This window comes from Streptomyces sparsus (assembly GCF_054776295.1).
Genome location: NZ_BAAHCA010001620.1, coordinates 1 through 630 on the forward strand (window position 1 = coordinate 1; position 630 = coordinate 630).

Annotated in this window: 1 pseudogene; it reads right to left on the minus strand. The window is 77.0% G+C overall.

Features of this window, described 5'->3' with window-relative positions:
• A pseudogene (locus tag ACYVE9_RS29960) lies at nt 1–630 on the minus strand (sacsin N-terminal ATP-binding-like domain-containing protein); the annotation flags it as partial.

Genomic DNA, 630 nt, shown 5'->3' on the forward strand with positions numbered 1-630 from the left:
AGCAGCACCTGCCGGGGGCCGATGGTGGTGCGGCCGTCCGCGAGCGGCACCGGCAGGCCGGTCAGCCGGTCGGGGTCGACGCCGGCCAGCGAGTCGTACAGCCGCCGCCACCACGCCGGGTCGCGCTCGACTCCGGCCAGCCGGTCGATGACCTCACCGAGCGGGATGCGCGGCACGCCCAGCACCCGCAGCTCGCTCCGGCGTTCCAGGCCGGCCGGCAGCAGGCTGGGGAACAGCTCGGCGAGCACCGAGACGGTCTCCGCGCCGGCCCCTTCGACCAGCTCGGCCTCCCGGGGGCGCAGCGCGTACGGCTTGCCGTCCTCGTCGAGGCCCGCACCGGCGAGGAACGGCTCCCGCTCCAGCCGGGACGGCAGCATGCCGCGCAGTTCACCGTCGAGTTCACCCTTGCCGAGCGGGCCGGGCACCAGGTCGAGGGTGCCGGTGCTGACGGGTTCCCAGTCGCGCAGCAGCGCGGCGTAGGCGTCGGCGGCCCGCTCCAGCAGGAACCGGGTCAGCGGGCCGGGCGCCACGTGCCGCCGGGTGGGTTCCAGCGGGAAGGACGCCAGCAGCAGCGCGGGCAGGCCGAGCGCCTCGCCGGTGGGAGTGGGGGCGTGCACGACGGGCGCGGTG